We start from the raw sequence: 22,531 nt of genomic DNA on the forward strand, positions 1-22,531 counted from the left end.
GGCCCTTGTGGTAGCCGGCGTCCTCGGCATGGATCACATGGTCGGCCGCATGGGCATGACCGTGGTCCTCACGATGATCGGCGACTTCCGTGGTGGGCTCGGTTTCGGGCATGGCGGATCCTTTCGCAGGGGGCGGAGAGGGAAGGGTGAGGGGGAGGGGGAGAGCGCTCGGGCTCAGAAGATGGACCAGCCGGTGCGCTCTGCCAGTTCCGCGAGCGCTGAGGCGCCCGCGAGGGAGTTGCCGTGGGCATCGAGGCGCGGACTCCACACGCAGATGGAGCAGATGCCGGGCACGACGGTGAGGATGCCGCCGCCCACGCCGCTCTTGCTCGGCAGCCCGACGCGGTAGGCGAACTCGCCGGCCGCGTCGTACATCCCGCACGTGAGCATGACGGCGCCGATCCGCTTGGCGGCCGAGGCGGAGACCACCCGCCCGGAGGGGCCCACCCCGTTGTTCGCCAGGAAGAGGCCCGCGCGGGCGACGTCGGCGCAGGACATCTCGATCGAGCACTGGCGGACATAGTGGCGGACGACCTCCGCGGGGGGATTGCGCAGATTGCCGAGGTCGGCGAGGAAGTGGGCGAGGGCGAAGTTGCGCTCGCTCCTGGCCAGCTCGGATTCGAAGGCCTCCACGTTGACGGCGCTGCGCCCGGTGGGGGAGGAGAGCAGTCCGAGCACCTCCTCGCTGGCGTTGCCGAAGGCATCGAGGAGGTGGTCGGTCACCACGAGCGCGCCCGCGTTGATGAACGGGTTGCGCGGGATGCCCCGCTCGGCCTCGAGCTGGACGAGGGAGTTGAACGCGGTGCCCGAGGGCTCGCGGAGGACCCTGGACCACAGGTCGGGGCCGTCCTCGCGGCCGAGGGCCAGCGCCAGGGAGAATACCTTCGAGATGCTCTGGATCAGGAACGGGTCCCCGGCGTCTCCTGCCGTGAAGACTTCCCCCGAGACCATGGCCACGGCGATCCCGAAGCTTGTGAAGTCGGCTGACGCGAGGTGCGGGATGTGGCCGGGGACGGAGCCCGCCATCCGTGCGGGGCGGAACTCGCGGACGAGGTCGTCGAGGAGCCCTCCGAGGGCGTCGCCCTCGAGCCCGACGCCGCGCTCGGCGCGCAGCAGGGCCGTGCCCCGCATCAGCGTCCGCTCCTGGCGCCGTCGAGGTCCCCGCGCTGCCACAGGCCGAGGTGGAGCTGCACGATGGTCGCGTGGGCAGGGCGCCCGAGGTCCAGCCCCGTGAGGCGCTCGGCCTTGCCGACGCGGTAGTACACGGTGTTCCGGTGGATCTGCATGGCGTGGGCGCACGCGGAGACGTCCATCGAGGCCCTGAAGTAGTTCTCGAGCGTCTCGGCGAGCTCAGGCTCGGTCAGCAGCAGCTCCGTCAGCGCGCGGTGCCTGAACCCGGAGGTGCCGAACCGGGCGATGGCCTCGTGGAGGAGGACATCGGCCTCGACGTCCTCGATCGTCGCGACCTGCGCGTCACCGTTGCGCACGAGGCAGTCCATCACGGCCGCTGCCTCCGCCTGCGAGCCGTGCAGCGCCGTCACGCCCGGCACGATCCTGCCGATGGCGACGAACGCCACGGCCCCCAGGTGCCTGCGCGCATCCGCGACGATCAGGCCCGCGAGCGAGCGCAGGGCCGCGGCGGCGGTGCGGGAGGCGAGGCTGGGTACCACCACGGCGGTGTGCCCCTCGTACTGCCCCACGATCGAGGATCCCTTGAACGCCGCGGCATGCAGCGCGACGAGGTCGGCGAGCTGCCCGTGGACGAGCTCGGCGTCCTCCGTGACGGCGTCCGCGCGGGAGACGCCGACCAGGAGCAGGCACGACGGCGCGTCGACCGCCACCCCGAGGGTCCTGGCGCACGCGGCGGCCTCTGCCGGTCCGGAGAGCAGGCGGCCGATCCGGTCCTCGTGCATGGTGACCGACTGCTGGTTCCGGTACCGGATCAGCTCCGACGCCGCACGCCGGGCCGCGCCCTTGAGGGCGTAGACCACATCGTCGCCGAAGCCGGAGCCGGTCTCCTGGAGCCAGATGTAGCCCATGATCCGGTCCCCGGCGAAGATGGCGATCGCCGCCCGCTCGCGCAGCTGCTGGTCGGGGCGCGCGGGCACGCGCACGACGCCGCGGGTGCGGTGCATCTCCCGGTACGCGCCGAGGTCCTTGAGCATGAGCTCGTACTCTCGGGGCCCCCGCCGCGTGAGGATGGAGGCCTTGCGGAGCTCGTCGATGTTGTTGGACAGCGTCGAGTACGCGAGGACCCGGTTGGCGGCATCCTCGATCACGACGTGGCTCGACGTGACCTTCGCCGTGGTCTGGGCGAGAGCGAAGAGGTCCTCCTCGAGCAGCGCCATCGCCGCAGGCTGCGGCTCGGCGTCGTCGAGGCGGGACGTGGCGACCGAGAGGAGCTGGTCCCACGGCGCGTCCGGGGCGATGAGCAGCAGGCCGACGCCGCCGGCCCTGCACAGCTCCTCGATCTCCGGGGCCTGCGCCCCCGAAGCCTTGACCGCGAGCGCCGTGGGCCCCGCGTCGACGAGGCGCCCCACGGCGGGCAGGGCGGCCCGGCCCCGGGCCCCGACGAGGCACACCAGGGCCCCGCCCACCTCGGGCTGCGCATCGGTGTCCTCCGCGTCCAGCATGAGGATGCGCCCGACGGCGGGATCGGTCCCCGCTGCTTCGAGCCTGAGTCGTGCCCATCCCGCTGGGAGTTCCGCGAGGATGTCGTTGATCGTTGCGCCCACTGCCTCTTCCTTGAAGCGTGCCCGGCCCCCGGCAGGGGCTTGATGACCCGCACCATGCTAGGCGCCCCGCCGGGGCCCCTTTGTGGATGGGGGCACAGGATTGCGTGCCGCATCTTGTGCGCGGCACCAAGGCCCGTGTCCGCGTCCGGCTGCGCGGGCGGTTCACAGCCAGCCGCCGACTCGGTAGTGTCGCGCCTGTGGACGAGAACTACGAAGTCATCGTGGTCGGCGGAGGGTTCGCGGGCGTCGCAGCCGCCCGGACGCTCGGGCGCAAGGGCGTCCGGGTCCTCCTGATCGACAAGAATCCCTACCACCAGTTCCAGCCGCTCCTGTACCAGGTGGCCACGGTGCAGCTGGGCGTCTCGGAGGTGGCGCGCTCCCTGCGCGACATCTTCCGCGGCCAGCCCAACGTGCGCGTGCTGGTCGCGGAGGTCACCTCCGTGGATCCGGCCGCCAAGCGGGTCACCACCTCGGACGGCAAGGTGTACGAGGGCCGGTTCCTCGTGCTCGCCTCCGGCGCCGAGGCGAACTTCTTCGACACCCCTGGGGCCGAGGAGCGCACCTTCCCGCTCTACTCGGTGGACGACGCCGTGAGCCTCGGCGGGGCCCTCTCGAACGCCCTGGAGGCGGCAGACCGGGCGGATGACGGCACGGAGCTGAACTTCGTGGTGATCGGCGGCGGACCCACCGGGGTCGAGACAGCGGGGGCGATGGCCGAGACGGTCAAGTACGTCCTCGGCGACTACTTCTCCCCGCGGCTCGCCAGCCGATGCCGGGTGCACCTGGTGGACATGATCCCGAATGTGCTCAACGCCTTCTCGGACCAGTCCAAGCAGTACGCGGCCCGCCGCCTGGAGGGGATGGGCGTCGAGCTCCACCTCGGGGTCCCGGTCAGCGAGATCGCGCCGGACAAGGTGGTCTTCAAGGACGGCAGCGAGATCCCGGCCACCCTCGTGGTGTGGGCCGGTGGGCTCAAGGCCGGTCCCGTGGTCGCGGGCTCGGGGCTGGCCCAGGGCCGCGGAGGCCGGATCGACGTCAACCCGGATCTGACGGCCCCCGGTGCGGAGGGCGTCTACGTCCTCGGCGATGCGGCGAACATGACCGATGACAAGGGCAACAAGCTCCCCCAGCTCGGCTCCTGCGCGCTGCAGGCCGGCGGGTGGGCGGCGAAGAACATCCTTGCCGACATCGAGGGCCGCCCCCGCGAGCCCTTCCACTACTCCGACAAGGGCTACATGGCGATGGTGGGGCGCGGATCGGCCGTGGCCGAGGTGGGGCCGGGCCCGAACCGCAAGCTGCTCTCGGGGCCGCTGGCCTTCCTCGCGTGGCTCGGCGTGCACGTGGTGCTGCTGTCCGGGAGCATGCAGAAGATCCGCGCGCTGGCCACCTGGCCCAGCGACTACATCAGCCACCGCCGCTCGTTCGTGGTCCTCAGCCGGCCGGACAGGGCGCACAGCTGAGTCGCCGCGCGTCGCCGGAGCACGACGTCGGCGGGCCGCCTCGGGCGAGGCGGCCCGCCGACGTCGTGCGTCGGGCCGGTGCCGCGCACGGTCGGGCCGGTGCCGCGGATCAGCCCCAGAGCACCGTCGTCGCGCCGCTGTGCCAGTCCCACAGGATGCTGCCGCCCTGGAAGTCCTGCCGCTTGCCCGTGCTGACGGTGTACTCGTTGGTGAGCGGGTAGCCGAGGCCGCCCCACGCCCAGTTGACCCTCTCGTAGGCGGCCTTGATGCCGCCCTTGACATAGTGCGTCCCGGACCCGGAGGACCACCAGTAGACGGCGTTCTGGAACCACTGGTAGCAGCCGCCGCGCGGCGCGGTGCACTGCTCGTCCTGCAGGGGCAGCCCGAGGTCCCAGCCGTCGGCGGTCCACGCCGAGCCGATGGCGCCGCGGACCATGTGGGCGCCGGTGGATGGGCTCCACCAGATGCTGCCGCCGGCGAAGGGCTCCCAGCAGGTGGTGCTGCCGGGGTAGCACTGCTCGTCGCCCGCGGGGTAGCCCAGCGGCCCCCACGCCCAGTTCAAGGCCGCGTACCTCGCGCCGATGCCGCCGTGCGGCCACGTGGCCGGGTCGCCGGCGGGATCCTTCCAGAGGATGCCGCCCTCGAAGCGCTGGTAGCAGCCGCCGCCCGGGGCCGAGCACTCGATGTCCCAGAGCGGGTAGCCCAGCGGCCCCCACGCCCAGTCCTCCAGCTCGTACCGGAAGCGGAAGCCATCGTTGCGCACCGTGTGGGCGCCGGTGGTGGAGGACCACCAGATGAGCCCCTCGGTGAACCACTGGTAGCAGCCGCCCCGGGGGCCGGTGCACACCTCGTTGCCGAGGGGCGTCCCGAGCGCGGAGGCCCCGCCGTCCGCGACGTACTTGGCCCCGATCGCGCCGCGCACCACGTACTCGGGCGCCGGCGGTGTCGTGTCCGTCGGCGCGGCGGTCGCGGTGTCGGTGGCCGTTGCAGTCGCGGTGGGGCTCGCAGTGGCCGTATCGGTCGCGGTGGCGAGGGCCGACGGCGTGGGGCTGGGCGTCGTCGTCGCACTCGCCGGGCCGCTCACCCCGCCCCACAGGAGTGCGCCCAGGGCGCAGGCAGACAGGATTCTGAGGGCGCTGCGGTGCCCCCTGACCGTGGTGACGCGCACGTCAGTTCCTCCCCGAGAAGGCCACCCCCGAAGTGGCACAGCCGAAGCGTATCCGGCCTGTTCCCTACGCGGAAGTCGCGGCGGAGCCGAGGTGGCGGCGCGAGGGGAGGCGCTAGCGCGGCGAGCCCGGCGCCGAGCCCTCGGTGGACTCGGCAAGGATCGCGTCGATCTGCCCCGAGGCCTGCTTCATGCCCTCTTCCATGCCCATCTCGGCCATCCGCTCGAGCTGTTCGAGGCTGCGGAAGCGGGAGACCGTGGTCATGCGCGTCCCGCCGTCCACGGCGTCGAGCGTGACGACGAAGCGCGTCGTGTCCTCCGGGTCCATCGGGGAGCCGTCCTCGTTGGCGAAGCCGTCCTCGATCTCGAGCCGGCGTGGCTCGTCGATGGCGACGAACCGCCACCAGCCGTGGGCCCTCTCGCCCCCCGGACCCGTCATGAAGTAGTGGCAGAGTCCCCCCGGCGTGAAGTCGTGCGTGGCGAACGTGGCCGGCCACGTGGGCGGCCCCCACCAGCGCTCGAGCTGGCGCGGGTCCTCCCAAACCTGCCACACGCGTGCCGGGGCGGCGGCGAACTCGGTCACGAGCGTGAGGGTGAGGCTGTCGGTGTCCTTGGTGCTGGAGACGAACGTCATGGGTGCGCGCTCCTTCGTGCGTTCCGCTGTGGTCAGTCGCCCTGGTCGGGCGCAGTGGGCTCGGACAGGATGTCTCCGATCCGGGCGATGCGGTCGCGCCACAGCTCCTCGTAGGCATCGAGGAGGCGCGCCGCCCTGCGGATCGCCGCGGGATTCGAGTGCACGATCTGCTCCCTCCCGCGGCGTTCCTTCGTGACGAGCAAGGCCCGCTCGAGCACCGCGACGTGCTTCTGCACGGCCGCGAAGCTCATGGTGTAGTTCCCGGCGAGCGCGGAGACCGACTGCTCGCCCACCATCGCCAGGCGCAGGATGTCCCTGCGCGTCGCGTCGGCGAGGGCGCCGAAGATCCGATCGATCTCGTCGTCAGTGAGTTCCCGTGCCTGCTGATCTACAACCATTTGGTTGTACGTTAGCCCCCGGGCGGCCTGAGGGCAAGGGGTCGCAGACGAGCGGGCTGCCTGCGGCGGGCGGCGACGTCACGCCGTCGTGCGCCGCCGCCGCGCCTCAGGCCCCGAGCAGGTGGTTCGGCAGGCGGCCGCCGGGGGCCTTGCCGCGGATCTCCAGCAGCTCGCGGGCGTGCTCCCACAGGCGCCGGTCCTCGTCCGAGACCGGCTCCCAGCGGGGCACGGGCACCGCGGTCCCGGTCTCGTCCCGGGCCACCATGACGGTGAGGCAGTACGTGGTGAGGTTCAGCTCGTGGCCGCGGGGCGAGCCCGAGCGGACGTGGACCGCGATGTGCATGCCCTTGGTCCCCGTGTAGACGAGCCGGGCCTCGACCTCGACCACGTCCCCGATGAGCAGCGGCCGGTAGAACCGCACCCCGCCGGAGAACACCGCCACGGCGTCCCGCCCGCAGTAGCGGGAGGCACACACGTACGCGGCCTCGTCGATCCACTTCATGACGGTGCCGCCGTGGACCTTCCCGCCCCAGTTCACATCCGTCGGGGCGGCGAGGAACCGCAGGACCACGCGCTCGGCCGTGCCGGCGTCCGTGTACTCCTGGCGCTTCATCGACGCGACGATCTCGTCCCGCACCGCGATGCGGGCCTTCGCGTGCGCCTCCGCCTCGCGCTCGCCCTCGGTCCGGGGGACCCAGGCCGGCACCTCGACCGGGCGCCCGTCCTCGCCGACGGCCACGAAGATGACGAGGCAGTCGCTGCGCATCGTGGGCGTGCCGCCCTTGGGGTCGCCCGAGGACACCACGGTGCGGATGTGCATCGAGCTGCGCCCGGTGTACACGATCGTGGCCGTGACCTCGACCATGTCCCCGACGTTGACCGGGTCGGCGAAGTGGATGTTGCCCACGTACGCCGTCACGCAGTACGTCTTCGCCCAGCCCACGGCCGCCGCGTACGCGGCCTTGTCGACCCACTCGAGGACCGTCCCGGCGTCGACCGAGCCCGAATGGCCCTTGTCCGTCGGGGCCGCGAGGAAGCGGAGGGTCACCTCATTGGACTGCTGGGCGCCCGCAACGGCCGGCGACCCGGCCGCGAAAGGCGGGCCGCCGGCGTCGTGCGCCACGCCCTAGGCCCAGAGCCGCTGGGTCGCGAGCCGGGCACCCTCGGAGAGCGCCTCGAGCTTCGCCCAGGCGATCTGCGGGTGGACGCGGCCGCCGAGCCCGCAGTCGGTCGAGGCGATGACGCGCTCCCGGCCCACGATCGACGCGAAGTTCTCGATGCGGTCCGCGACGAGCTCCGGGTGCTCCACCACGTTGGTCGCGTGCGAGACGACGCCCGGGGCGATGGTCTTCTCCTCGGGCAGGTCCAGCTCGCGCCAGACCTTCCACTCGTGCTCGTGGCGGACGTTGCCGGCCTCGAAGGAGTAGGAGCCGGCGTTGATCGAGAGCATCGTCTGGGCGATGTCCTTGAACGGGATGTCCGTGGTGTGCGGGCCGTGCCAGGAGCCCCAGCACAGGTGGAAGCGGATCTGCTCCTGCGGCAGCCCGCGGATGGCGTGGTTGAGGGCCTCGACGCGGACCTGCGTGAACTTCAGGTAGTCCTCGAGGCTGGGCTCCGGGTTGATCATGTCCCAGTTCTCGGCGATGGACGGATCGTCGATCTGGACCGTGAGGCCGGCGTCGATGATCGCCTTGTACTCCTCGCGCATGGCGTCGGCGCACGCGAAGACCAGCTCCTCCTCGTCCTGGTAGTACTCGTTGAGCAGGCGGCTCGCCGAGCCGGGAGAGAGGGCGGGGAGGAAGCCGGTCTCGTAGCCGTTGGCGGCGAGGGCGGCCTTGAGGTTCACGACGTCGCGCTGCACGGCCTCCTGCCCGATGTACGTGATGGGCCCGGTGACGGTGGGCTGGGCCACGGGCTTGCGGCCGGTGAGGATGAACGAGTTGGGGTCGTTGTAGGCCTCGTTGAACCGGACTCGGTCGCGCCGGTCCCGCATGGTGGTGAGGCGGATGTGGCCCGGCTCGGAGCGGATCTCCTCGGTCATCTGCCAGCGGTCCACGCCGCCTTGGGAGAGGCCGCCGAGGCGGGCGAAGGAGTAGTTCCACCATGCGCCGTAGTCCACCGAGTTGGACATGGTGTGGCCGTACTCGCCGTCGTTGGGGAGGGTGACGCCGGCCTCGCGCTGCTTCGCGACGATGTCCTTGACCGAGCCGGCGAGGAGGTCCTCGAACGCCGCCGTATCGCCCGGGTTCTCGGCCTGCGCGGCGTTCGCCGCGAGCAGCTCGGGCGTGCGGGGGAGCGATCCGGCGTGCGAGACCTGGATGAAGTCGGTGTTGTGCATGGGGCCAGTCTTGCCGATCCGGGCGGCCGTCCGCGAGTGTGTGCGCGTGTGTGAACCCGCCGGTAGGTTCCGCGCCTCAGTCGCGGTCGGTGTCGCCGAACCCGGTGTGCACGGCGCCGGCGGCGTCGGGGATGCCGGCCGCGCCGGAGGTGCCCAGACCGGCAGTGTGGGGACGGCGCTTCGGCTTCGCGGGCTCCGTCGGGGCGGGGCGCTCGACGCGCGGCTCCCCGGGCGGGGTGTCGGCGTACCGGCGGAGGTCGTGCAGCTGGAGGGACTCCTGGTTGTGGCCGTAGTTCTCGCTCTGGCTGTAGCCGTCGTCGAGCGGTGCGTCGTGGTCGTATGCCGCAAGGCCGGGGGGCGGCGGCACGCGATCGTCCTGTTCCATCCCCGAACCGTAGGCATACGACGCCGCTGCGCGCCAGAGCCGTCCGCCATGCGTCGCGCCGTGGCCGGCCGCAGCCCCTCAGCTGACGAGGATCTGGGTGGCGCTCTCCTTGAGCTTGCCGTTCGCCCACCGCATCTGCCGAAGGGTCTCCGGGTGGCAGCGCTGGGCGAGGGCGAGCAGCTCGCGGTGCTTGATCCCCTGCGCGGCCTGGGCGAGGAGCTCCCAGTCCACCGACACCCCGGCGGACTTGATGTAGACCTCGCGGAGGTCGCGCAGCATGAGGAGGCTGGGCGAGCTCGTCCGCCCGGCGAGCTCGCTGCCCTTCTCCACCGCCCGCTCGAGGGGTCCGAGCGGGCCCCCGGCGTCGGGGTCGAGGTCCTGGCCGTAGCCGTGGGCGATCTCGGCGATCAGGGCCACGTGCTCCTGGGACCACCGGGCGAGGTCCCGGCCCAGGTGGAAGACCTCGTGGTCCACCTTGTGCCGGTCCGAGACCTTGAGCAGCTCGCGGGCGAGCTCCGCCTCCGAGCGGTGGAGCTCCTTCAGCGCCAGTCCGATCTTCACAGCGCCACCTCCGGTGCCCGGTCCGAGAGTTCCTCGTCCACATCGCTCGGTCCCCGCGTCGGGGCACCGGCGGGACGGACAGGGGCCGAGGCGGTCGTCGTCGGCGCGGGGGCCGGTTCCTGCCCGGCCGCCGTGCGCTCGATCCGCGCGGCGGCCGTCTTGAAGATGGGCTGCTTGGAGCAGGCGTCCCAGTCGGTGATGGTCAGCTCGTTCGCGGCCCGGCCCGCACCGTCCGGCGCGTGGCCGCCCTCGGTGTCCCAGTAGCCATAGTGGAACGGTAGGAAGACCACGCCGCGGCGGATGCCCGTGATGCGGGCCGCGGCCCGAACCGAGCCCCTCGGGCTGCTGACGGTCACGAGGTCGCCCTCGCCGATGCCGAAGGCGGAGGCGTCCGCCTCGGACAGCTCGACCCAGACGTCCGGGGCGGCGGCCTGGAGCTCGGGTGCCCTGCCGGTCTTGGTCCTGGTGTGGAAGTGGTAGAGCGTGCGGCCGGTGATGAGGATGAACGGGAAGTCCTCGCTCGGAATCTCGTGCGGGGGGACGTACTCGGCGGCCCTGAGGATGGCCTTCCCCGTCGGGTTGAGCGCCCTGTACTCGGTCGCCTCCACCGGGGCACCCGTGACGAGGTCGCGTCCGTAGCTCTCGCAGTAGTCCGGGGTGCTGAAGAACTTCCCGTCCTCGTACAGGCGCTCCGTCCCGTCGGGGTGCTCCTCCGTGCACGGCCACTGGATGCCCGAGCGGCCGCGGAGCAGCTCGTACGTCATCCCGCTGTAGTCGCAGGGACGGCCCCGGCTGCACTCCTTCCAGGCCTCGAACGCCGACTCGGCGTCGTGCCACTTCACCAGCGGGGCGCCGTCCTTGTCCTTCAGGCCGAGCCGGTGCGCGTAGTCAATGAAGATGTCCAGATCGGGCCTGGCCTCACCCGGCGGGTCCACGGCCTTCTCGGACAGGTGGACCGTGCGGTCCACGTTGGTGAATGTCCCCGTCTTCTCGCCCCACGTTGCGGCGGGGAGGACGACGTCGGCGAGCTGGGCCGTCTCGGACAGGAAGATGTCCTGGACCACGAGGAACAGCCGCTCCTGCGACAGGATCGAGCGGACCCGGGGCAGCTCGGGCAGGGAGACCGCAGGGTTCGTCCCGCTGACCCACAGCATCCGGATCGAGCCGTCCTCGGCGTATCGCATCATCTGCATCACGTGGGTGGGCGGCGAGTAGTGCGGGATCTCCATCGGGTCCACGTTCCAGACCTTCGCGAGGTCCTTCACGTGCTCGTCGTTGGACCAGTTGCGGAAGGCGGGCAGATCGCCGTCGCCCCCGCATTCGCGGGTGTTCTGGGCCGTCGGCTGGCCGTTCATCTGCAGGATCCCGCAGCCAGGCCGCCCGAGCATCCCACGGATGATGTTGATGTTGTTCACCTGGACCGAGGCGGCGGTGGCCTGGTTCGACTGGTAGAAGCCCTGCAGGACGGTGGAGAGGAGCCGCTCCGCGCGGCCCAGGATCGCGGCGGCCTCCCGGATCTGCTCGGCGGGCACGTCGCAGATCTGCGCGGCGGCCTCCGGCGTGCAGTCCTGGACCTGCTTCACGAGCTCGTCGAAGCCGACCGTGTGGGCCTCGATGTAGTCGTGGTCCACCCAGTCGTTGGCGATGATCTCGTGCAGCAGCCCGTTCATGAGGGCCACGTTGGTGCCGGGCAGCGGCGCGAGGTGAACCGTCGCGTGGCGGGCCACCTCCGTGGGGCGCGGGTCGACGCAGATGACCTGGGGCGGGTTCGGGCCGGCGAGCCGGTCCAGCATCCGCATCCACAGCACGCTCTGCGTCTCGGCGACGTTGTGCCCGTAGAGCGCGATCACGTCCGCGTGGTCGACGTCGGTGTACGAGCCGGGCTGGCCGTCGCTCGCGAAGGACTCCTTGAGCGCCGCTGCGGCGGTGGCGGTGCAGAGGCGGGTGTTGCCGTCTACGTGGTTCGTCCCGATCCCGCCGTGGGCGAGGACGCCGAGCGTGTAGTACTCCTCGGCGAAGAGCTGCCCGGTCGTGTAGAAGCCCACCGCGCTCGGGCCCTGCTCGGCGAGGAGCTGCTGGGTCCGCTCTACGATCCTGCCCATCGCGGTGTCCCAGTCAGTCTCGACGAGGCGGCCGCCCTCGCGGACCAGGGGCCTGGTCAGGCGGTCGGGGGAGGAGTTGGCCTGCCAGCCGTAGAGGTCCTTGACCCCGAGGCGGCCGTGGTTCACCCGGTCGCCCTGCCGGCCGCGCACGCCCACGATCCGCTCGTCCTTCACCGCGATGTCCATCGCGTCGCCGTTGGAATGCAGGAGGGATGCGGTCTGGACCCATCGGTCCACGTCGTCGGAGCTGAGGCCTCCGTCGAGGTGCGTGTCGACCCGTGCGGGCCACGGCTCGCCCGGTCCGTAGGGCGTCCGGGTTCCCCAGGGCTCGGCGATACGGTCCACACGCGTCATGGCTTCCTCCGGGATCGGTGGCGGTTCGGATGCCTTCGGCATACCCGCTCCGGCCCGGAGCAATCGTCAGACGAACGCGGAGGCCCCCGTCACGGCCCGGCCCACGATGAGCGAGTTGATCTCGTAGGTGCCCTCGTACGTGTAGAGGACCTCGGCGTCGCCGAACAGCTTCGCCATCTCGTAGTCCGTCGTGATGCCGTTGCCGCCCAGGAGCGAGCGCCCCATGGCCACCGACGAGCGGGCGAGCCGGGTGGTGGTCGCCTTCGCCATCGCGGACTGCGCCATCTCGAGGCGCCCGGCCTCCTGGATGCGGGCGAGCTCGACCATGAGGGACAGGGAGGCCTGGGCGTTGCCGAGGATCTCGGAGAGCTGCTGCTGGACGAGCTGGAAGCCGGCGAGCGGCCTGCCGAACTGCATCCGCTCGAGCGCGTACGCCCGGGCGATGTCGAACGCGGCGAGCTGGATCCCCGCGGCCTGCCAGCCCACCCAGGCGCGGGAGTCCCGCAGGAGGTCGTTGGCGCGGTCGAACGCCGTGGCGCCCGGCAGCAGGTTCGCCTCCGGCACCCGGACCCCGTCCAGCACCAGGTCCGCGTTCTGCATGATGCGCAGCCCGATCTTGTTCGCGATCTTCGTGGCGGTGAAGCCGGGCCGGTCGGTCTCGACGAGGAACGCCTTGACCGCGCCGTCGGCCGTGTCGCGCGCCCAGACGAGGACGAAGTCGGCGATGGTGCCGGCCCCGATCCACCGCTTCGCCCCGTGCAGGAGCCAGCCGTCGCCGTCGCGCGTCGCGGTCGTGGCGAGGCCGCCGGCGATGTCCGAGCCGTGCTCCGGCTCGGTGAGCGCGAAGGCGCCGAGGGAGGTGAACGACTCGAGGCCCGGCAGCCAGCGCCGCTTCTGCTCCTCGGAGCCGAGGTCGTGGACCATGCCCACCACGAGCTCGTTGTGGATCCCCACGAGCGCGGACAGGGAGACGTCGGCGCGCGCGGCCTCCATGTACGCGAGCCCTTGGAACAGGCGCGAGGAGCCGTCCGTCTGCAGCTGGCCGAGGCCCAGGGACGCGAGCTTCGGGAGGAGTTCGAACGGGAACTCCTCGCGGTTCCAGAAGGGGGCCGTCAGGGGCCGGACCTCACGCTGGAGGACCTCCCGCAGCTCGGCGAACCGCTCCCGCTCCGCTGGGGAGAGCAGGTCCGTCACATGCATGAGGTCCGCGTCCGGGAAGGGGACCTCGGGCGCGGGGGCCGGGCGGAGCGTTGCTGGTGCGTGGAGCATGGGGACCTCTTCATCGCGGCGCTGTTCAAACCCTAGGAAGTCCAACTATATTTCACCGTGACGGAGATCACTAGGACGGAAAGGCGAGGCGATGACTGTCACCGACGACTTCAGGGCTGCGCGCGACAGGCTGCTCGAGCTCCGCGAGGACTACGCCCGGGCCCACGCGGACTTCGCCTGGCCCCGCTTCACGGAGTTCAATTTCGCCCTCGACTGGTTCGACGCCCTGGGCTCCGATCCGGTGCGCGGGAGCCAGCCCGCCCTCGTGATCGTCGAACAGGACGGCAGCTCGACCCGGCGCACGTTCGCCGAGCTCTCGGCCCGGTCGTCCCAGGTGGCCGCCTGGCTCCGCGGCCAGGGGGTGTGCCGCGGCGACCGCATGATCATCATGCTCGGCAACCAGGTGGAGCTCTGGGAGCTGATGCTCGCCGGGATCAAGCTCGGCGTCGTGATGATCCCCACCACCACGCTCATGGGCCGCCGGGACCTCGAGGACCGCGTGGAGCGGGGCGGGGCCCACTGGGTTGCCGTCGGCGGGGCCAACGCGCGCAAGTTCGACGACGTCCCCGGCGCCTACCGCCTGATCGTCATCGGGGACACTGGCGCGGCTGCGGCCCCCGAGCGCGACGCCCTCGACTATGCGGACTCGGCCGGGGCCGGCGCCGACTTCACCCCCGACGTGCCGACCGCGGCCGACGAGACGCTCCTGCTGTACTTCACCTCCGGCACCACCTCCCGGGCCAAGCTCGTGGAGCACACCCACGTCTCCTATCCCGTGGGGCACCTCTCGACGATGTACTGGATCGGCCTCGAGCCAGGCGACGTCCACCTCAACGTCGCCTCGCCCGGCTGGGCCAAGCACGCATGGTCCAACGTCTTCGCGCCGTGGATCGCCGAGGCGACCGTGTTCATCTACAACTACGACCGCTTCGACGCCTCCGCCCTCATGGAGCAGATGGGCCGCGAGGGCGTCACGAGCTTCTGCGCCCCGCCCACCGTGTGGCGCATGCTCATCCAGTCCGACCTGGCCCAGCTGCAGACCCCTCCGCGGAAGGCGGTCTCGGCCGGCGAGCCGCTCAACGCCGAGGTCATCGGCCAGGTGCGCAAGGCCTGGGGCGTGACCATCCGCGACGGCTTCGGCCAGACCGAGACCACCGTCCAGGTCGCCAACACCCCCGGCCAGCCCGTCACCGTCGGCGCGATGGGACGCCCGCTGCCGGGCTACGACGTCGTCCTCGTGGACCCCGCCACCGGCGAGGAGACCGACGACGGCGAGCTCTGCCTCCGCCTCGATCCCCGCCCCGTGGGGCTCATGAAGGGCTACTACGGCGATCCCGAGAAGACCGCCGACGCCTTCCGCGGCGGCTACTACCACACGGGCGACATGGCCGCGCGGGACGCGGACGGCGTGATCACCTACGTGGGCCGGGGCGACGACGTGTTCAAGTCCTCCGACTACCGGCTCTCCCCGTTCGAGCTCGAGAGCGTGCTCATCGAGCATCCGGCCGTCGCCGAGGCCGCCGTGGTGCCGTCCCCCGACGAGGTGCGGCTCTCGGTGCCGAAGGCGTTCGTGGTGCTCGCCGGCGGCTATGAGCCCGGGCCCGAAATCGCCGAGGAGATCCTGCGCTACTGCCGCACGCAGCTGGCCCCGTTCAAGCGGATCCGCCGGATCGAGTTCAGTGAGCTGCCCAAGACCATCTCGGGCAAGATCCGTCGGGTCGAGCTGCGCCACACCGAGCAGGTGCGGCACTCCGGGGCCGAGGCGACGGGGGCCGGCGGGTACGGCATCGAGTACGCCGAGGCCGACTTCCCGTCTCTGAGAGACTAGCCAGCAGATCCAGGCTGTGACAGGAGGACCATGGGCGCCCCGCTTCCCCGCGACCCGATCGCCGACGCCCGGCGCAACTGGGAACGGAACGGATGGGCGGACGTCGCGGCGCCCATGGCCGCCATCACCGCGATCATGCGGACCCAGCAGATCCTCATCGGCCGCATCCAGGACGTGCTCAAACCCCTCGGACTCACGTTCGCGCGGTACGAGATGCTCGCGCTGCTCAGCTTCGCCCGCACCGGTGCGCTGCCCATGAGCAAGGCCAGTGCGCTCCTGCAGGTGCACCCCACCTCCGTGACCAACGCGGTAGACCGGCTCGAGGGCGCGGGGTACGTCACGCGCGCCCCGCACCCCACCGACGGACGCACCACACTCATCGAGCTCACCGACAGCGGCCGGGCGCTCGCGGAGAAGGCCACGGTGGCGCTCAACGCCGAGGTGTTCGGCCGGTCCGGGTTCACGGGCGAGGACGTGGAGGCGCTCCTGCGCATCCTCGGCGACTTCCGCCGCGAGGCCGGCGACTTCACTGAGTGAACCCCGGCGGCCGCCGTCCCTTCTGGAGGTCAGCTCCTGGAGGTCAGCTTCTGGAGGTCAGCTTCAGGCGGTGCGGGGGTACGGATCCTCGGGCGGGGCGGGGTACGCTGCGCCTGCACCGCCGGCCTCGGCCCGGGCCTTCCCCGGGTAGCCCTCGGGCGCTGCGATGAGGTACACGATCATGACGACGAGCCCGAAGCCGGTCAGTCCCAGGAGCAGGGTCAGCAGGAACCACATCTTGTCCGGCAGCTGGTAGGAGTTCACCAGGGCTCCGACCCAGGCCACGAACTGGGCGATGATGCCGCCGAGCGCAATGAGCCCGCCCACGCAGATGAACACCACCGTGGACCAGAAGGTCCCGCCGGGCGTCGGCACGAAGTCGTAGCCGCTGCCGCTGCGCGCATTCACGTACGTCCCGCCGTAGGCGAGCATGATGGCCGTGGCCACCCCGCCGACCACGAGGCCGATCCCCATGCCGATGATGCCCCAGATCCACGTCCTGGTGATGATTCCCTTGGTCACGTCCGGCTCCTCCTGCGCAGTACAGGCGGCCCGCCCCAGTCCGCCCGCAGCCCTTGCGTCCACGGTCCTCCCGGGGCGGCGGGGCGGACAGGGCATTTGGTCACCGCGGCCAGCGGGGAGGGGTCAGGCCTCGGACTGCTCGCGGATCGTGGTGATGATGCCCGAGAAGTCGGTGCCTGCGCCGCCGTGCTCCACGAAGGAGTCGTAGATCCGGGACGCGAGCTGGCCCATCTCCGCCGCCACGCCGGTGTGCTCGAGCGCGTTGACGGCCAGACGGAGGTCCTTGGCCATGAGTGCCCCGGCGAATCCGGGCTGGTAGCCGCGGTTGGCGGGGCTCGTCGGCACGGGCCCCGGGACGGGGCAGTTGGTGGTCAGCGCCCAGCACTGCCCGGAGGCGTGAGCGGCGACGTCGAAGAGGGCCTCGTGCGTGAGCCCGAGCTTCTCGCCGAGCACGAACGCCTCGCTCACCGCGATCATGGACACGCCCAGGATCATGTTGTTGCACACCTTCGCCGCCTGGCCCAGGCCGTGCGCTCCGCAGTGGACCACCCGCTTGCCCATCGTCTCGAGGATCGGCCGGACCACCGCGACGTCGTCGTCCTCGCCCCCGACCATGAACGTCAGCGTGGCCGCCTCGGCGCCGACCACCCCGCCGGAGACCGGGGCGTCCACCGAGCGGTGTCCGGCGGCGACCGCCGCCTCGGCGGCCTCCTGCGCCTCGGTGACGTTGATCGTGGAGCAGTCGAGGAAGAGCGTGTTCGGCGCGGCCACGGCCAGGAGGCCGGGCTGGCCCTCGCTGCCGCGGTAGGCATCGAGCACGTGGCGCCCGCTCGGGAGCATGGTCAGGACGATCGCCGCCCCGGCCACGGCCTCGGCGGCCGTCTCCGCGAGGGGGATGCCATGGGACCGTGCGGCGTCCGCGGCCGCGGGGACGGGGTCGTAGCCCACCACCGTGTAGCCGGCCTTGAGGAGGTTCACCGCCATGGGGGCGCCCATATGGCCGAGGCCGAGGAAGGCGATGGTTCCGGATGCGGACGGCTCACTCATGGTCTGTCTCCTTCGGTCTCGTGCTGGCGGGTCACAGGGCCGCCACCCGTGCGGCGAGGCCCAGCTCGTCCTCCTCGAGCGGGGCGAAGCACGCCTCGACGTCCTCCTGCCCCACCTCGGCGAGGGTCGGCGGGCTCCAGCGGGGGCTGCGGTCCTTGTCGATGACCTGGGCCCGAATCCCCTCGCGGAAGTCGTGCCCGGCGAGCAGGCGGAGGCCGATGCGGTACTCCGTGTCGAGCGCCGCCTCGAGCGCTCCGGGGACGGGGCCGCGCGCCCGGGCGCGGCGAAGCGCGGCGAGCGTGACCTTCACCGCCAGCGGCGACTTCGCCTCGATCGTCGCCGCCGTCTCCCACGCCGCCGCGACGGGGCTCGCCTTCAGCCGGCGCACGATCTCCTCGGCGTCCTCCGACGCGTACGCCTCGTCGATCCAGCCCCGCTGTTCCGCGAGTTCCGAGAGGGGAGGCTCGACGGCGAGGCGCGCCACGGCGTCGTCCGCCGGCTCCGTCTCGAGCGCCTTGGCGAGCTCGCACAGCCGGGCGGACGGGACGAAGAAGTCCGCGAGGCCGAGGTGCAGCGCGTCCGCGCCGTCGAGGTGCGCGCCGGTCAGCGCAGCGTGCGTGCCGGACTCGCCGGGTGCGTTGGCGAGCAGGAGCGTGCCGCCCACGTCCGGGACGAACCCGATCGTGGTCTCCGGCATGCCCATCCGCGTCCGTTCCGTCACGACCCGGTGCGAGCCGTGCACCGAGACCCCCACCCCGCCGCCGAGCACGAGCCCGTCCATGAACGCCACGTAGGGCTTCGGGTAGCGGCTGATGAGGGAGTTGAGCCGGTATTCGGTGGCCCAGAAGTCCTCGGTGGCGTGGCCGCCGCCCTGCATGTCCCGGTAGATCGCCACGATGTCCCCGCCCGCGCACAGGCCCCGCTCGCCGGCGCCGCGCACGAGGACGGTCTCGACGGCGTCGTCCGCCGCCCACTCGGTGAGCCGGGCGAGCATGGCCTCCGCCATGCCGGCGGTGAGCGCGTTGACCGTCCGGGGCCGGTTGAGCACGACGACGGCGAGCCGCCCCCGCCGCTCGAAGAGGACCTCGTCGGCGGCGGAGGCCGCCCCGCTGGGTGCGGTCATTCAGCTGCCCGCCGGCATGACGAAGCTCGCGCCCTGGCGCACCCCGGAGGGCCAGCGGGAGGTGACGGTCTTGGTCTTGGTGAAGAAGCGGAACGCGTCCGGGCCGTGCTGGTTGAGGTCCCCGAAGCCCGAGGCCTTCCAGCCGCCGAACGTGTAGTAGGCGATCGGCACGGGGATCGGCACGTTGACGCCGACCATGCCCACCTCGACGCGGCTGGCGAAGTCGCGGGCGGCGTCGCCGTCGCGGGTGAAGATCGCGACGCCGTTGCCGAACTCGTGCTCGCTGCACAGGCGCAGGGCCTCGTCGTAGTCCGCGGCCCGGACCACGCTGAGCACGGGGCCGAAGATCTCCTCGCGGTAGATCGACATCTCCTGGGTGACCCGGTCGAAGAGGGTGGGCCCGACCCAGAAGCCGCCCTCGTAGCCGTCCACCGTGTGGCCGCGGCCGTCCACGAGCAGCTCGGCGCCCTCCTCGGCGCCCTTGGCGATGTAGCCCTCGATCCGCTCCTTGGCCGACGCCGCGACCACCGGCCCGAAGTCCACGTCCTTGTCCATGCTCGCGCCGACGCGCAGGCCCTTGATGCGCTCCTGGAGCTTGGCCACGAGCGCGTCTGCGGTCTCCTCGCCCACCGGGACGGCCACGGAGATGGCCATGCAGCGCTCGCCGGCGGAGCCGTAGCCGGCCCCGATGAGGGCGTCAGCCGCCATGTCCAGGTCAGCGTCGGGGAGGATGACCATGTGGTTCTTGGCGCCGCCGAAGCACTGGGCGCGCTTGCCGTGGGCTGCGGCGCCGGCGTAGATCGCCTGGGCGATCGGCGTGCTCCCGACGAACCCGATGGCCTTGACCCGCGGGTCCTCGATGAGGGCGTCCACGGCCTCCTTGTCGCCGTTGACCACATTGAACACGCCGTCCGGCAGGCCCGCCTCGGTGAGGAGCTCGGCGAGGCGGAGCGGGACCGAGGGGTCGCGCTCGCTCGGCTTGCAGATGAACGCGTTGCCCGCGGCAAGGGCCGGGCCCGCCTGCCACAGCGGGATCATGGCCGGGAAGTTGAACGGGCTGATGCCGGCGACCACGCCGAGCGGCTTGCGCAGCGAGTGAACGTCGATGCCCGTGCCCACGCTGTCGGAGAACTCGCCCTTGAGCAGGTGCGGGGCCGCGCCGGCGGAGAACTCGACGACCTCGAGGCCGCGCTGGACGTCGCCCTTCGAGTCGGCGAACGTCTTGCCGTGCTCGGAGGAGAGGAGCTCGGCGAGCTCGTCCATGTGCTCGTTGGCGAGGTCCACGAACTTGAGCAGGATCCGTCCGCGGCGCTGCGGGTTCATCGCGGCCCACTCGGCCTGGCCCTTCTCGGCGTTGGCGATGGCCTCGCGGACCTCGTCGCGGCTGGCGAGCGGGAGCCGGGCCTGGACCTCGCCGGTGCAGGGGTTGTAGACATCGCCGAAGCGGCCGGAGGTCCCGTCGACGCGCGCGCCGCCGATGTAGTGGTACAGGTCGTGGACCATGGAAAGCTCCTTCGCTCGTGTGTGATCCAGGTCATCTGGGACAGAAGATACTCGGACTTCCAAGTAATTGCCAGAGGCTTTCGGTCCCGCTGGGGCGCGGCGGGGTGACGCCGGCGGAAGGAGGGGGAAGGGAGGGAGCGGGGGAAGGGAAGGAGGGGGCAGGCTCAGGCGATCTTGTCGAACAGCCCGGCGAGCTCGGCCGTCAGGGCGCGGGCGAGCTCGGGGTCCGTCCCGATCGCCGTGCCGTCCACGTGGTTCACCGGGGTGAGCAGGCGCACCGAGGAGATGAGCCACACCGCGTCCGCGTCGAACAGGTCCTCCGGCTCGAGTGGGCCGTACCCCAGCTCCCAGCCGGCGTCCTTGGCCGCCGCGAACAGCGCGCCCTGCGACGTGCCGGGGAGGATGCCGGAGTCGAGCTGGGGGGTGACGAGCCTCTTGAGGGTGAGGCGGCCGGCGTCGTCCTTCTCGGCGTGCGCGATGAGCACGGTGGAGGTGGGGCCCTCGAGGACCTTGCCGTCGGCGGAGGTGAAGATGACGTCGTCCGCCCCGTGAGCGTGCGCGTAGCGCAGCGCGGCCATGTTCACCGCGTAGGAGAGCGTCTTCGCGCCGAGGAGGAGCCACGGGGCGCGCTCGGCGAGGTCCGAGTCGTAGCCGCGGTCCAGGAGCAGGACGTCGATGCCCTCCTCGCGCTGCCGCTTCGCCGCGGGCGCCGGCGCGGACGCGGCGACCCAGCAGGTCGCCTCGTGCGCGCCCTCGACCCCGCGGGTCGCCACGAGCTTCACGACCACCTCGGTGAGGGGGCCCACCACGCGCTGGTACTCGTCCAGCGCGGTCACGATGGCCCGCTCCCACGCCTCGTGGTCGGGCACCTCGAGCTCCAGCAGCGCCGCGCTCTTGGTCATCCGGGCCAGGTGGGCCGGGAGCTTGCGCACGTGCCCGTCCAGGACGAGGAGCGTCTCGAACACCCCGTCGCCGCGCGTGGCCCCGAGATCGGTGGCGAACAGCTGCGGCTTGGTGGCGTCCTCGATCCGGCCGTCGGGGAACGCGCGGTCGAGGAACGTCAGGACGGTGTGAGTCATGGGGACAGCTTAGGCTGTGCCCATGCTCCTGCAGTTGCCGCTGATCGGCCTCCTGCCCGATTGGCTCACCTTCGCGCTCGGCGTCGTCGACCTGGTCATCAGGGTCGCCGTGCTCGGCATCATCCCCGGCAACCGCAGGCCCACCACGGCGATGGCGTGGCTCCTGGCCATCTTCTTCATCCCCACCCTCGGGCTGCTGGTGTTCCTCCTGTTCGGCAACTTCCGCTTCTCCGGCCGCCGGCGCGACCAGCAGCAGGAGGTCAACGCGCGCGTCCGGGCGGCGCTCGCGGAGTCGCACGACGTCGACACCACCTTCCCGGGCCCCGAGTGGCTGCACTCCGCCGCCGCGCTCAACCGCGGGCTCGGCTCCCTGCCGATGGTCAACGGCAACAAGGTCCGGCTGATCCCCGGCTACGAGGACGCGATCGCCGAGATGACGGAGGCCGTGCGCAGGGCGAAGCGGTTCGTCAATGCCGAGTTCTACATCGTCAGCTGGGACGAGGTCACCGAGGACTTCTTCACGGCCCTCACCGAGGCCGCCGAGCGCGGCGTCGAGGTCCGCTTCCTGTTCGACCACATCGGCACCCTGCGTATCAAGGGCTACCGCACGTTCCTCAAGCGGCTCAAGGCGACCAAGGTCCAGTGGCGGCGGATGCTTCCCGTCATGCCCGTCCACGGCCAGTGGCGCCGCGTGGACCTGCGCAACCACCGCAAGATCCTCGTCGTGGACGGCGAGGTCGCCTTCACCGGCTCGCTGAACCTGATCGAACGCGCCTACCACCGGCGGGCCCAGCGCAAGTGGGTGGAGCTCATGGCCCGGCTCGAGGGCCCGGTGGTCACGACCCTCAACATCGTCTTCGCCACTGACTGGCTCTCGGAGACGGACGTGCTGCTCGAGGACCAGCTCGAGGCCGCGGGGCACGTCGGCGACGTGGCCGCCCAGGTGGTCCCCAGCGGCCCCGCCTTCGCCAACGAGAACAACCTGCGGCTCTTCAACACCCTCATCTACTCCGCCCAGCACCGGCTCTCGATCTGCAGCCCGTACTTCGTCCCGGATGACTCGCTCCTCTACGCCGTCACCACGGCGGCCCAGCGCGGCGTGGACGTCGAGCTGTTCGTCTCCGAGCAGGGCGACCAGTTCCTCGTCCACCATGCCCAGCAGTCCTACTACGAGCAGCTGCTCACCGCCGGCGTGAAGATCTACCGCTACCCCAAGCCGTACGTCCTGCACGCCAAGCACTTCACCGTGGACCACGAAGTGGCCGTCCTCGGCTCGTCCAACATGGACATGCGGTCCTTCTCGCTCAACATGGAGGTCTCGCTCATGCTCCCGGGCGGCGAGATCGTGGACCAGATGCGCCGGGTCGAGGACATGTACCGCGAGGTCAGCAAGCGCCTCGACCTGCAGGAATGGCGCAGCCGGCCGATGCTGCGCCGCTACGTGGACAACGTCGCCCGGCTCACCGCCACGCTCCAGTAGCCGGCGGCGGG

At 71.5% G+C, this 22,531-nt stretch carries 20 protein-coding genes; 4 read left to right on the forward strand and 16 right to left on the reverse strand.

Features of this window, described 5'->3' with window-relative positions:
• Positions 1–174: 174 nt before the first annotated feature.
• Together ACVWWH_RS00005 and ACVWWH_RS00010 are read right to left on the reverse strand one after the other, a co-directional pair.
• On the reverse strand, positions 175–1,131 hold the full coding sequence (locus tag ACVWWH_RS00005) for a glutaminase (RefSeq protein WP_066500322.1): 957 nt from the start codon (positions 1,129–1,131) through the stop codon (positions 175–177).
• Positions 1,131–2,735, reverse strand: a complete 1,605-nt coding sequence (locus ACVWWH_RS00010; protein WP_066500318.1) for a PucR family transcriptional regulator — start codon at positions 2,733–2,735, stop codon at positions 1,131–1,133. The genes ACVWWH_RS00005 and ACVWWH_RS00010 overlap by 1 nt, the downstream gene beginning before the upstream one ends.
• A gap of 197 nt (positions 2,736–2,932) precedes the next feature.
• On the opposite strand from ACVWWH_RS00010, the gene ACVWWH_RS00015 reads away from it, so the two are divergent.
• A complete protein-coding gene (locus ACVWWH_RS00015) occupies positions 2,933–4,195 on the forward strand; it encodes an NAD(P)/FAD-dependent oxidoreductase (protein ID WP_066502753.1) in 1,263 nt (420 codons plus the stop codon).
• A gap of 109 nt (positions 4,196–4,304) precedes the next feature.
• Here the strand turns inward: ACVWWH_RS00015 and ACVWWH_RS00020 are convergent, their stop codons facing one another.
• From ACVWWH_RS00020 to ACVWWH_RS00060, 9 genes are all read right to left on the reverse strand, one after another.
• Entirely contained in the window at positions 4,305–5,363 is a 1,059-nt protein-coding gene (locus ACVWWH_RS00020) for an LGFP repeat-containing protein (RefSeq protein ID WP_066500317.1), read from the reverse strand.
• A gap of 112 nt (positions 5,364–5,475) precedes the next feature.
• Positions 5,476–5,994 (reverse strand): SRPBCC family protein, encoded by a 519-nt coding sequence (locus ACVWWH_RS00025; protein WP_066500313.1) that lies wholly within the window; start codon positions 5,992–5,994, stop codon positions 5,476–5,478.
• A gap of 32 nt (positions 5,995–6,026) precedes the next feature.
• Positions 6,027–6,392 (reverse strand): ArsR/SmtB family transcription factor, encoded by a 366-nt coding sequence (locus tag ACVWWH_RS00030; protein WP_066500312.1) that lies wholly within the window; start codon positions 6,390–6,392, stop codon positions 6,027–6,029.
• Between the two features lie 106 nt (positions 6,393–6,498).
• Complete coding sequence (locus ACVWWH_RS00035) at positions 6,499–7,440, reverse strand: acyl-CoA thioesterase (RefSeq protein WP_066502750.1); 942 nt, start codon at positions 7,438–7,440, stop codon at positions 6,499–6,501.
• A gap of 78 nt (positions 7,441–7,518) precedes the next feature.
• Positions 7,519–8,730, reverse strand: coding sequence for a cobalamin-independent methionine synthase II family protein (locus ACVWWH_RS00040; protein WP_066500306.1), 1,212 nt, complete (start codon positions 8,728–8,730; stop codon positions 7,519–7,521).
• Positions 8,731–8,806: 76 nt separating this feature from the next.
• Entirely contained in the window at positions 8,807–9,115 is a 309-nt protein-coding gene (locus tag ACVWWH_RS00045; protein WP_141305636.1) for a hypothetical protein, read from the reverse strand.
• A gap of 78 nt (positions 9,116–9,193) precedes the next feature.
• On the reverse strand, positions 9,194–9,676 hold the full coding sequence (locus tag ACVWWH_RS00050; protein ID WP_066500301.1) for a hypothetical protein: 483 nt from the start codon (positions 9,674–9,676) through the stop codon (positions 9,194–9,196).
• Complete coding sequence (locus tag ACVWWH_RS00055; RefSeq protein WP_066500297.1) at positions 9,673–12,132, reverse strand: molybdopterin oxidoreductase family protein; 2,460 nt, start codon at positions 12,130–12,132, stop codon at positions 9,673–9,675. Before ACVWWH_RS00055 ends, ACVWWH_RS00050 begins: the two co-directional genes overlap by 4 nt.
• Positions 12,133–12,198: 66 nt before the next feature.
• Entirely contained in the window at positions 12,199–13,401 is a 1,203-nt protein-coding gene (locus ACVWWH_RS00060; RefSeq protein WP_066500294.1) for an acyl-CoA dehydrogenase family protein, read from the reverse strand.
• Between the two features lie 91 nt (positions 13,402–13,492).
• On the opposite strand from ACVWWH_RS00060, the gene ACVWWH_RS00065 reads away from it, so the two are divergent.
• Positions 13,493–15,229 (forward strand): AMP-binding protein, encoded by a 1,737-nt coding sequence (locus ACVWWH_RS00065; protein ID WP_457315184.1) that lies wholly within the window; start codon positions 13,493–13,495, stop codon positions 15,227–15,229.
• A 30-nt stretch (positions 15,230–15,259) separates the two neighbouring features.
• Positions 15,260–15,766, forward strand: coding sequence for a MarR family winged helix-turn-helix transcriptional regulator (locus ACVWWH_RS00070; protein WP_457315185.1), 507 nt, complete (start codon positions 15,260–15,262; stop codon positions 15,764–15,766).
• A gap of 63 nt (positions 15,767–15,829) precedes the next feature.
• On the opposite strand, the gene ACVWWH_RS00075 is transcribed toward ACVWWH_RS00070, so the two are convergent.
• The 5 genes from ACVWWH_RS00075 to ACVWWH_RS00095 form a co-directional block, all read right to left on the reverse strand.
• Complete coding sequence (locus ACVWWH_RS00075) at positions 15,830–16,288, reverse strand: hypothetical protein (protein WP_457315186.1); 459 nt, start codon at positions 16,286–16,288, stop codon at positions 15,830–15,832.
• A gap of 123 nt (positions 16,289–16,411) precedes the next feature.
• Positions 16,412–17,335, reverse strand: coding sequence for a 3-hydroxyisobutyrate dehydrogenase (mmsB, locus tag ACVWWH_RS00080; RefSeq protein ID WP_066500286.1), 924 nt, complete (start codon positions 17,333–17,335; stop codon positions 16,412–16,414).
• Between the two features lie 31 nt (positions 17,336–17,366).
• Positions 17,367–18,458 carry an enoyl-CoA hydratase/isomerase family protein gene (locus ACVWWH_RS00085; protein WP_457315187.1) on the reverse strand — a complete coding sequence of 364 codons (1,092 nt, stop codon included), beginning with the start codon at positions 18,456–18,458 and terminating at the stop codon, positions 17,367–17,369.
• Positions 18,459–19,961: a CoA-acylating methylmalonate-semialdehyde dehydrogenase gene (locus ACVWWH_RS00090; RefSeq protein ID WP_457315188.1), complete on the reverse strand. Its 1,503-nt coding sequence runs from the start codon at positions 19,959–19,961 to the stop codon at positions 18,459–18,461.
• Between the two features lie 164 nt (positions 19,962–20,125).
• Positions 20,126–21,040, reverse strand: coding sequence for an aminodeoxychorismate lyase (locus ACVWWH_RS00095; protein WP_447419888.1), 915 nt, complete (start codon positions 21,038–21,040; stop codon positions 20,126–20,128).
• Between the two features lie 22 nt (positions 21,041–21,062).
• Between ACVWWH_RS00095 and cls the strand changes: the two genes are divergently transcribed.
• Positions 21,063–22,520 carry a cardiolipin synthase gene (cls, locus tag ACVWWH_RS00100; protein WP_066500278.1) on the forward strand — a complete coding sequence of 486 codons (1,458 nt, stop codon included), beginning with the start codon at positions 21,063–21,065 and terminating at the stop codon, positions 22,518–22,520.
• Positions 22,521–22,531 lie beyond the last annotated feature (11 nt).

The sequence above is a fragment of the Sinomonas sp. RB5 genome (assembly GCF_054063535.1).

What these genes read in the sequence shown, in the direction of transcription:
- ACVWWH_RS00005 (WP_066500322.1), bottom strand. Translation starts at nt 1,131, where the DNA reads ATGCGGGGCACGGCCCTGCTGCGCGCCGAGCGCGGCGTCGGGCTCGAG.
- ACVWWH_RS00025 (WP_066500313.1), bottom strand. Translation starts at nt 5,994, where the DNA reads ATGACGTTCGTCTCCAGCACCAAGGACACCGACAGCCTCACCCTCACG.
- ACVWWH_RS00030 (WP_066500312.1), bottom strand. Translation starts at nt 6,392, where the DNA reads ATGGTTGTAGATCAGCAGGCACGGGAACTCACTGACGACGAGATCGAT.
- ACVWWH_RS00040 (WP_066500306.1), bottom strand. Translation starts at nt 8,730, where the DNA reads ATGCACAACACCGACTTCATCCAGGTCTCGCACGCCGGATCGCTCCCC.
- ACVWWH_RS00045 (WP_141305636.1), bottom strand. Translation starts at nt 9,115, where the DNA reads ATGGAACAGGACGATCGCGTGCCGCCGCCCCCCGGCCTTGCGGCATAC.
- ACVWWH_RS00055 (WP_066500297.1), bottom strand. Translation starts at nt 12,132, where the DNA reads ATGACGCGTGTGGACCGTATCGCCGAGCCCTGGGGAACCCGGACGCCC.
- ACVWWH_RS00060 (WP_066500294.1), bottom strand. Translation starts at nt 13,401, where the DNA reads ATGCTCCACGCACCAGCAACGCTCCGCCCGGCCCCCGCGCCCGAGGTC.
- ACVWWH_RS00065 (WP_457315184.1), top strand. Translation starts at nt 13,493, where the DNA reads ATGACTGTCACCGACGACTTCAGGGCTGCGCGCGACAGGCTGCTCGAG.
- ACVWWH_RS00070 (WP_457315185.1), top strand. Translation starts at nt 15,260, where the DNA reads ATGGGCGCCCCGCTTCCCCGCGACCCGATCGCCGACGCCCGGCGCAAC.
- mmsB (WP_066500286.1), bottom strand. Translation starts at nt 17,335, where the DNA reads ATGAGTGAGCCGTCCGCATCCGGAACCATCGCCTTCCTCGGCCTCGGC.
- ACVWWH_RS00085 (WP_457315187.1), bottom strand. Translation starts at nt 18,458, where the DNA reads ATGACCGCACCCAGCGGGGCGGCCTCCGCCGCCGACGAGGTCCTCTTC.
- ACVWWH_RS00090 (WP_457315188.1), bottom strand. Translation starts at nt 19,961, where the DNA reads ATGGTCCACGACCTGTACCACTACATCGGCGGCGCGCGCGTCGACGGG.
- ACVWWH_RS00095 (WP_447419888.1), bottom strand. Translation starts at nt 21,040, where the DNA reads ATGACTCACACCGTCCTGACGTTCCTCGACCGCGCGTTCCCCGACGGC.
- cls (WP_066500278.1), top strand. Translation starts at nt 21,063, where the DNA reads ATGCTCCTGCAGTTGCCGCTGATCGGCCTCCTGCCCGATTGGCTCACC.